Origin of the sequence: Streptomyces sp. Ru72 (assembly GCF_002920635.1) — a bacterium.
Taxonomy (GTDB): domain Bacteria; phylum Actinomycetota; class Actinomycetes; order Streptomycetales; family Streptomycetaceae; genus Streptomyces.
The window spans coordinates 20,591-31,015 of the sequence record NZ_PQSR01000096.1 but is presented as its reverse complement, the minus strand read 5'-3'; the positions used below and the strand labels follow the sequence as shown (position 1 = coordinate 31,015).

The window sequence follows — 10,425 nt, the reverse complement described above, 5'->3', positions numbered from 1 at the left end:
CTGGAAGGAGTCGTAGGTGAAGCACTGGGTGTCGTGGGTGGTGTTGTTCTGCAGGTCGTCGATCGCGGTGATCTCGCCGGCCTGGTTGTAGCGGTAGTTGGTCACGTCCAGGGCGGTGGCGGACGTCTGCAGCATGTTCGACGTCTGGGTGACCCGGCCCGTGGTGGCGTCGTACTGGGCGAAGGTCGCAAGTTCCTTGCCGGTTGGACCGTAGTTGGCCTGCAGGACGCGGCCGAAGGGGTCGTGGACGGCGGTGTCGAGGTAGTCGGGCGTGTTCGCCGCGGTGATGAAGCCGCCGATGCCGTCCAGGTTGCCTTGCTGGGTGTAGCCGAAGTCGACGTCCTCGGCGGGCAGGTTGCCGTCGGCCTGGTAGCGCAGCGTGGAGAGCAGCCCGACCGTCGGAGTATAGAAGGACGACTGCGTGTAGGTGACGGTGCCGCTGGTGGGCGCGGTGGACTGCCCGGCTGCGGCGAAGCCGTCGCCCGCCGGGATGGTGAGCGTGCTGCCGGTCGGCTGGTAGGCGGTGTTGTAGCCGGTGACCGCCTCGGTGTACTCCGAGCCCGAGGCGCCGCCCACGTAGCGGGTGGACGAGGTCGGGTAGCCCTTGGCGAGGGTGTCGTACTGCCAGGAGGCGAGTTCCTTGGTGGGGTCGGGGGTCGCGGACCAGGGGCCGTTGTACTCGGCGGTGCGACGGTTGTCCCAGTCGTAGGCGTAGGACAGGACCTGACCTCGCGCGTCGGTCATCTGCAGGAGATTGCCGGCGACGTCGTATTTGTCGTACGTGGTGGTGCCGGTGTCCGGGTCGGTCTGGGACGTCTTCTGTCCCAGCAGGTTGTAACTGTAGGACCAGGCGTTGCCGGCGTTGTCCTTGATGGTGTCGACCTGGCCGGCGGGTGTGTAGTTGTACTTGACGGTGGTGTCCGCCTCGTCGGCGAGATGCCAGGTGTTGGTCTTCCAGACGGCAGCACCGGTGCCGTCGTACATCACCACGTTGGCGTCGTTCTGGATCTGCAGGACGGTGCCGGTGGAGGTGCCGGACGACCAGAGCGTCTTGGTGGCGCCGACGTCGTAGACGACGAGGTTGCCGGACTGGAAAGTGGCCCACGCTCCCGGGTTCCCGGATGTGCCGCTTGACCACAGGGACTTGCCGGTCGCCAGAGAGTACAGAACGAGGTTGCCGTCGGCCTGCATGGTCAGGCGCACGCTGTCGGAGGTGAGCGACGTGCCGGACGGGATGACGGCACCCCCGCGGAGGACGACCATGCTGCCAGTGTTCTTGACCACTGTGCTGCTGGTCTGCCCCAGGGCGTTGGTGTACGTGGCGGTGGAGCGGCCGCCGACGGGGGCGGTGGTGTCGGTCTCGTCGACGCCGGGATAGCTGGTGGTGGTGTGCCACTGCTGGATCGCCTGGTGCCACAGCGTGCTGGTTACCGGACGCCCCTGGCCGTCGTAGGCGGTCGTGGTCTCCGAGGGGATCTGGTTCTCGTTGGCGGCGTACAGCGTGGTGGACGGGTTGTTGTTCGGCTCGGAGTACGGGGCGAACGAGGCGGTCGGCCAGCCGTGGGAGTCGTAGAAGGTGTCGGAGATGACCCGGCCCGAGTTGGTGTCGCCGTCCGCCGTGGCTTGTGCCTGCCGCGGCTGCAGCATCCCGTCGTAGATGGTGATCGAGGAACTGTACGTGCCGTCCTCGCGCAGCGTCTTCGTAGTGACGGAGGACGGGTCACCGGGCGAGGTGATGGTGCCGCCGGGAGCGGCGACGGCGCCGGGGTTGATCGAGTAGTCGAACGTCCTGTCCGGGCTCTGGCCGGCAGCCTTGTCCCGGCCGGGCAGCCAGACGGCGGTGCGTCGGCCGAGGGCGTCGTAGGTGATGTCGGTCTTGCGGTTGTTGGCGTCGATGTTCTCGGTGGGCAGGCCGCGCAGCGGGTCGAGGGTGGAGGTGACCTTCCAGCCCTGGGAATTGGTGGTGGTGATGCCGACCGGGTTGGTGTTGCCGCCCGCGGAGGTCCAGGCCGGGGCGAAGGCCGTGTGGGTGTTCTGCCCGGTGGCATCCAGCGCGTCGGTGATCCGGCCGGCGCCGTCGTACTTCATCGCCGAGTTGGTCTGCCAGTTCTCGGTGGTGCCGCTGTAGCCGGTGGCCGTGCGGACGGCGCTGACCTGGCCGATCGCCGTGCTGCCGGTCTGGTCGAGCTGACCGAACGTTCCCAGGTTGGTGAGGCTGCCGTCGCCGTCGTAGTAGATCTTCTTGTCCGCCAGCAGCGTGGAGGCACTGGATGCGGTGCCGCACGGCCCGCTGACGGAGGTGACCTGGTCGGGGTAGGCGAGGGCCATCGTGTTGCCGGCCGGCGGTGTCGCGTAGGTCGTGGTGGCGCACTTCTCCTGCGCGGCCACGCTCACGTCGCCGTGCGCGTCGACCGTGGAGACCCGGCCCTGGCTGTCGTAGGTGGTGTCGGTCTGCGTGTGGCGCCACGTCCCGTTCGCGAGCAGCGCGTAGCCGTGCGACTGGGTCGTCTTGACGCGGTAGGCGGTCAGGTCCGGCAGGGTGGACAGCGCGGGCTGGGTCTGACCGGGGTTGTCGACCTGGGTCCAGTCAGTCCACGGCGTCTGGGCCGAGTGGGCGGTGGTGGTGTAGGTGAACGGCCCATTGACGGTTTCGGCGTCGATGGTGCCGCCGGCGGCGGTGTAGGTGTCGGACTCCAGGGCGGTGCCCGCGAGCTGGTCGACGTCGGTGACGCTCTGCACCGTGTTACCGCCGACCTTGGCGTCCACGCTGACCGAGCGGCGGGTGCCGTCGGCCTTGTAGTCGCCGTCCATGCCCTGCAGGTACGTGGTGGTCTTCTGGGTCACCGGCTCGGGGGCCTGACCGGTCTGCACCGTGACGGTACGGAAGCCACGGAACTGGTCCCACGTGCGGTACTGGTCGTCCGTCTGCGCCGAGTCGTCGCGGTGCCAGGCGGCACCGGCGTAGCTGTACGTGGAGACCTGGGCCTCCGAGCCGGCGGGGATGTTCTGGGAGTCCGGCTTGTACTGCGAGGCGATCGTCAGGTCGGAGGCCGTGACCGTGTGCACGGTGGTCTTGTTGAACCAGTCCGCGATCGGCTTCGAGGCTCCCGGCACGGTCCAGTACACCGGGTAGCAGGAGTTGGTGTTGGAGTCCGCTGCCGAGATGTCCAGCGTCTTGCCAGCGCACGGGTTGAGGTTGTAGTCGACCGCGATGGACTCGCCGGTCTCGGTCTGGACCGAGGAGATCCTCGGCCGGTACAGCGGCGGAGCTGATGGTGAGGTGTCGTTGACCCGGTTGTCGATCTCCGTGCCGGTGAAGGCGACCTCGTTCAGCTTGATGTCGCTGTTGCCGTTGCCGTAGGTGTCTTTGCCGGTGTGCTGGATCGACTGCAACCACATGACGGCCTGCAGGGAACCCGCGTCCTTCGGGTCGACGGTTGTGCCGGTGACCGGGTCCACCGTGCCGCCGGCGTCGGAGTAGACCTGCCCGAGCTGATAGCTGTCGACGGGCTCCAGAGCGTCGGTGGTGGAGTCCTTGACGTGGACCTTGGTGGTGATGCTGTCCAGGCGGGTGGTGGTCCAGAACGTCGGCGCGGCCGTGATGCAGACGTTGCTGGGAACCGAGGTCGACCCTGACGGCAGGGTGGTGCTGTCGGTGGAGTCGCAGTGCAGGTCCCACGGCACGTCGGGCCAGTGCGGGGCCGTGTTGTCGTTGAGGTTGCCCGCGGAGCAGTCGGTGAAGGTGTCCGTGGTCTGGCAGCGCTGCTTGGAGGTGAACGTGACCTGGCCGGCGGGTGTGCGTCCGGCCTGCTCGTCGTCGAGTGTGTAGCCGTAGGAGATGGAGTCGAGCTTGCCGCCGCGGATGTAGGACGTCAGGGTGCCGTGGTCGCCGGATGCGGCCTGGCCGCCGCCGAGGTCGTAGTAGTTGGTTTCGGTCGTGTAGTCGTAGCGCTGCACGAAGCCGCTCGGTGAGACGACGAAGTCGAGGTTCCAGCGCCAGCCCTCGTGCTTGTCGCACTGGGACGCCTTGCCCTTGGTCGAGTCGTAGCACGGGTCGCCCGACTCGGGGTGCAGTACCGGGACGCCCCAGGCGGAGTCGGTCGAGGGGTCGGAAGGCGTACCGGACTGCATCCCGCCCGAGGGGCCGGGACCGGTCGGTGAGTGGTCGGCGCCGAAGTAGGCGGCCGTGCCGTCGGTGGTCAGGACACGGTAGTAGACGCCGTCGTGCAAGCCGTTGGCGGCGCCGGACAGCTCCTGCACCAGGGTGCCGTCGTCGCCTTGCAGTCGCCACTGCTTGATCTCACCGGGGACGCTGGAGTCGACGCCGTCCGGCACCAGCTGACCGGAGTGCGAGCCGAAGGAGATGGTGGCGTTGTCCCCGCCCCAGCACTCGTCCCCCGACCCCTTGAGGATCTTGTTGCCGCTGCTGTCCAGCAGGCTGCCGCAGGGGCGGTAGGTCCGCTCCACGAAACCCGGCTGGTAGTCCCAGCCGTCGCCGACCCAGGATGCCTGGGAGTTACGGGCCGAGGTCTCCCCGTCCTCGGACTGCGAGTCGTAGGACAGCCCCACGGAAGGGGCGTTGCCGCCGACCGCGGAGGGCACGTCGATCGGGTAGGAGTACGTGAAGGCCCCGGTGCCCGACGTCTGCCAGCTCCCGGAAGGGTTCAGGGACGTCGCCGCGTAGTCGCCTTGGGAGCCGGAGCTGCCCGAGGTCACCTCGACCGTCGTCGTGTCCGCCGACATGGTCATCGGCGCGAACGTGCCGCCGGAAGACGGTGTGGAACCGGCGGAGGAGCCGAGGGTGAGGGTGGCGGTCAGCTGGTCCGCAGTAGCCCGGTTGGTGAACGATATCGGCGTCCGGGTCCGGCAGCGTGTCAGTTGAGGGGTGGTCAATGCACAAGCCGGCACCTGGAAGAGTCGCAGCCGGGAGCCGAATCCGCCGCCGTACGCCTTGGCCAGCGACGAGTAGTCGATGACCACGCGCACCCGGCCATTGCCCCTCCTGGCGTCGGCACGGCTGAAGCCGAGCAGCATGCCGTCCGCACCGGCACGAAGGGCCTGCGCGTGGGACGCGACCTTGACCTGGACCGATCCGGGCACACCCGTGGAGGCCACCTTCGCCGCGCCTCTGGTGGCCGGCGCTGGGGCTACCCACACGGGCAAGCCGCCTGCCTTGACGGGTTTGGTGACGGGTAGCACCGAGCTGCGTGGTATTGCAGTCGAGGCACCGCCTGATCGGTTACTGGAAGGGCTGGGCATGCCAGTTGCCCGGTCGGCGACAGTGGCCGGTGCAGTGCGTGTCAGGACAACCGTCTTGTCCCCGGCCTGCGGCCACACCGGTTTGGCGACGCGGTACCGGGCCAGGGCCTTGTAGCCCTCGCCGTGAACTGCGCTCGGCCGGCGGAGGGAATGGCTGCCGACCGCCGGGGTTTTCGGCAGGGTCTTCGGTCTCCACACAACGCCCTTGAAGCGATACGGCCCCACGACACCCTGGGCGACGGCCACCGGCACCAGGAGCCCCAGCAAGGCGATCGCCGCTGTGGCGAGAGTCAGTGTCCGACCCCAGATCCGATACTGCACGCTCGCGAACCAACGCCGCTTGCCACTCACGCGTTCGTCCCCCTCAAGGCGCGGCTTGAAAGCCGGTCACATGGCCAGATCACAACGTGTGAGTGATCGACCGGAGGCTAGACACGAGCATGATCACGGCTCAAGACTCTTTGCGGTTTCCATGACAAGACCGTGCGTCAACTTGGCAGAGCTTGTGTATTTTCTGTACGGAAATGATCAATGTTTCGGTCAACGGGGCGTCCCCACAGACTCGTTGCACGGACAGTCCACCAGGCACGGACTTTGCGCAGAGCGCCACCCGTTGCCGGCGACCCGGAGGAAGCCCGCCTCGTGTTGAGACCGCCCCTACGCACAGGCCACAGACGTGTTGTCCCCGCACGCAGGGTGGCCCTGCTCGTCACCGCTCTCGGCCTGCTGATGGCCACTCCGGTGCTGCCCGCCGCGGCGGACGCGCCGCCCACGTCCGATCCAATGCTGGCCGCACAGGCACAGGCGATGGCAAGCGGTCAGGACGTCCCCGTGGGCGCCCTGACAACCGAGATCTCCACCGTGACCGCCAACCCTGACGGCACGTTCACCTCCACCACCGACGTCATGCCGGTGCGGGTACTCAAAGACGGCGCCTGGACACCCGTCGACGCCACCCTAGCCACCAACTCGGACGGCACCCTCTCCCCCAAAGCCACCCCGAACGACGTCACCCTGTCGGGCGGAGGCAGCGGTCCGCTGGTCACCCTGACCAACGAGGACGGACACAGCATGGCGCTGACCATGCCCTTCACCCTCCCCGCCCCCACCGTGAGCGATGACACCGCGCTGTACAAGTCAGTACTCCCCGGCGTGGACCTGTCCGTCTCCGTCACCGATCAGGGCGGCTTCAGCGATGTCCTGATCGTCCACGACGCCACCGCCGCCGCCAACCCGGACATCAAGAAGCTCACCGAGGCCGTCTCCACCCACGGCCTGACCCTCTCCGGCACGGACTCGGGCGGCATGAACGCCACCGCCTCCGACGGCACCGTCGCCTACACCAGTCCCCGCCCGCTGATGTGGGACTCCAGCACCGCCCCGGACGCTCCGACGCCACAGACGAGCACGTCCGCCAGTTCGACGACCGCCGACGACCCCACCGTCTCCTCCGCCGACGGCCCCGGTGCCGGAGCGAACGTCGGCAGCGTGCCGATGACGACCACCGCGAGCAGCCTCACGCTGACGCCCGACACCTCGGCGCTCAACGATTCGGGCACCACCTACCCGGTCTACATCGACCCGTACAGCAACCCGGTCACTACGGCCTCCGGCCACTACGACGAGCTCTACTCCAGCTCCACCTGCTCCGACAGTCCTCAGTACGACAAACCGCAGACCAACGGCCAAGGCGTGGGATACCAGCGCTGGGGCGGCAACTGCGGCACCGGCCTGGAACGTTCCTACTACGCCGTCCCCACGAGTGGCCTAGACCCATCGATGGTGGTCGACAACGCCTACTTCACGGTGTCCTCGACCTACGCGGCCAGCTGGGACTGCTCCCAGAACCAGCCCATCACGCTGCACACCACCGGGGCGATCAACTCCAGCACCGACTGGAACAACCGGCCCGCCACCCAGGACACGGCCTACCCGCCCGTGTCGACCACGATCCCGAGCGGCGCCAACCCCGGCAGCAGCTGCAGCAACCACACCGCGACCTTCACCGTCACCGACCAGGCCCAGAAGATGGCCGACACCAACAGCTCCAGCGGCGACTACTGGACAGTCGGTCTGTACGGCGACGAGAGCATCTCCTCGAGCAACGACGACTACCTGCGGATGTCCAGCGTCCTCACGCTGACGGTGAAGTTCGACATCCCGCCGAACGTCCCGACCAGCCTCCACACCACACCAGCCGCCACCGGAGCCGGCGGCGCCTGCGTCACGAGCGGCGACGGCTGGATCGGCGCCACCACCTACTCCGACGCCGGCAGCAACCTCCAGCTCCACTCCACCGTCACCACCAACATGTCCGGAGTCAACGTCCAGGCGCACTACGACGTCTGGGACCGCACCGTCCTCGACTCCAGCGGCAACGCCCTGACCAAGTCCACCCCCGACAGCACCTATCAGGCCAGCGGCTCGGACGCCGACATGCCCATCGGGTTCACGCTCAAAGACGGGCACGAATACGGCTGGGACGTCTACGCCCAGGACAACTCCAACCAGCACCTGACGTCCGCGACGAGCGGCCACTGCTGGTTCAAGACCGACTTCACCCCACCGAACACGCCCGACATCGCGACCAACCCCTCGTTCCCGCCCGTCGGCACCGGGCCTGCCAATCCGATCGTCTACGCCGGAGCCGGCAAGACCACCAGCTTCACCGTGACCGCCGCCGACGGCGCTGCGTCCGACACCAGCTGCAGCCCCAACGCATGCCTGTCCAGCGGCGTCGACCACTTCCTGTGGCAGCTCGACAGTCAGCCCACCGCCACCACCGGCACCAAGGCCTCCGTCACCAGCACCGACAGCGCCGGCACCGCGAGCGGCACAGTCACCGTCCCGGTCACCAACTGGGGCGTACACACCCTGTACGTCGCCGCCGTCGACGCGGCAGGGAACATCTCCCAGGCCCCCGCCGGTTACACGTTCACCGTTCCCTGGAACCCCGACACCAAGATCACACCAGGCGACATCAGCGGCGACGGCATCCCCGACCTGCTCGCCACCACCAGGACCGGCGACCTCGAGATGATCCCCGGCAACACCGACCCCGCCCAGAGCGCCACCCCGGCCCAGACCGGACCCGTTACGGACACTCCTCCGCCCGTCAGCGGACCGGTGATCGTCTCCACGCCGGCCGACTCTCCTGACGGCACCAGTTGGAGCAACTACCTGATCGCCCACCGCGGCAACCTGCACGGGACCGATGTGGACGACCTGTTCGCCTACAACCGCAAGACATCGCAACTGTACGTCGTCCCCAACGACCTGGATCCGAAGGACGACAGCGCCTCCCCCCTCGCCCCCTGGTCGAACTTCGGCGGCTACATAGGCAAGCGCTCCGGCGACCCCGTGACCAAGGACCCCTGCCAGTCAACCGTTCCGGACAGCCGCTGCGCGGGCGCCGGCTACGACCCGACCACACCCTGGAACATCAGCCAGCTCATCGCACCCGGCAACGTCTACGGGAACGAACAGGGCCACCCCGCCGTCATCACCGTCGAAAGCGGCAAGCTGTGGATCTACCAGTCCAACGACGGCAAGCACCTCACTGACCCGGTACTGCTCGGCGACGGCGACTGGTCGGGCCTCACCCTGATCGCGCCCGGCACCGTCGGCGGAACCTTCGGCAAGGACTCGAACGGCAACGGCACCGTCACGGGCGGCACATACACATTGTGGGCCCGCGACGACGCCTCCGGCACCGTCTACACCTTCCCCATCAGTGTCGATCAGGCCACCGGCCTGCCCCAGCTGCTGCACGCCCCTGTCCGCACCGCTCTGACGTCCGCCCTCACCACGTCCACCGGCGGGTCACTGTGCCTTGACGACGACCACTCCCTCACCGACAACAACAACAAGATCCAAATCTGGGCCTGCAACAGCTCCGCCGCCCAGAAGTGGGCGCTGCTCAGCGACGGTTCCCTGCGCGTGCTCGGCAAGTGCCTCGACGTTCCCGGAGGCGCCACCACCGACGGAACGCTCCTGCAGCTGTACACCTGCAACGGCACCGGCTCCCAGAAATGGACTCCGGGCCCCAACGGCAGCCTGCAGAACCCCCAGTCCGGCAAATGCCTGGACGACCCACGCAGCAGCACCACCAACGGCACCCAAGTGCAGATCTACACCTGCAATGGCACCGCCGCCCAGAACTGGACCAGCAGCACACCGACCGGCTGGAGCACCAACCCCGGCACCGCACTGTCCACCGTCCTGGCAGCAAACGGATACCCGACCGTGGCCTCCCCAGGCGACGTCAACAGCGACAGCGCCGGCTCTGACGGCAACCCCGATCTCTACGCCACCGACACCAACGGGCAGCTGACCGAATACCCCGGGAAGGCGCCGACGGGCACCACGGCCGCCTTCGGCACCCCGGTCTCTCTCGGCACCGCCACCAACACCGCCACCCACTCCTGGAGCCTGAGCGAAGGTGCCGGGACCACAGCGGCCGACTGCGCCAATGCCACGATTTCCGACTGCAGTACCGGACTCACCGCATCGCTGACCGGTGCCTACACCTGGGCCGGCGACAGCACACGAGGCACCGTCCTCAACCTCACCGGCACCACCGGCTACGCCGCCACCACCGGCCCAGCCGTCGACACATCGACGAGCTTCACCATCTCCGCCTGGGCCAACCTCGCATCCCTCACCGCCAACTCGACCTTCGTCTCCCAGTCCGACAGCGCAGGCAACGCCAACGGATTCCAGCTGTACTACTCCTCCGGCGCACACGCCTGGGCCTTCGGCCGCCACAACGACGACACGACCAGCACCTCCTTCACGGCCACATACGGCGGCACACCGAAGGTCGGCACGTGGACCCATCTCGTCGGTGTCTACGACGCCACGACCAACCAGCTCAGCCTCTACGTCAACGGCCGTCTGTCGGGCACCAAGACCTTCGCCGGAACGTCATGGAACGCCACCGGCCCCCTTCAGATCGGCCGCCGCCTCTACCAAGGCACCTACGGCGAATACGCCAACGGCAAGATCAGCGACATCCACGTCTATGCCACCGCCCTGCCTCCCGCCGATGCCGCAGCAACCGGCGACAATCCCGCCCTGACCCAGCTCGACTGATCAAAAACTGGAATGCAGGCGCTCGGCCGGGACGCCCCGGTCGAGCGCCCCTCGTTTCAGGCCATCACTGCA

1 protein-coding gene and 1 pseudogene are annotated in these 10,425 nt (G+C 67.8%); one reads left to right on the top strand and one right to left on the bottom strand.

All coding sequences use genetic code 11. The annotated features are described in order from the left end of the window. Positions 1–5,100 (bottom strand): annotated as a pseudogene (locus C3488_RS31370) (hypothetical protein); the annotation flags it as partial. 855 nt (positions 5,101–5,955) lie between these two features. Between C3488_RS31370 and C3488_RS31365 the strand changes: the two are divergent. After that, positions 5,956–10,353 (top strand): LamG domain-containing protein, encoded by a 4,398-nt coding sequence (locus C3488_RS31365; RefSeq protein WP_103844270.1) that lies wholly within the window; start codon positions 5,956–5,958, stop codon positions 10,351–10,353. Positions 10,354–10,425: the final 72 nt, after the last annotated feature.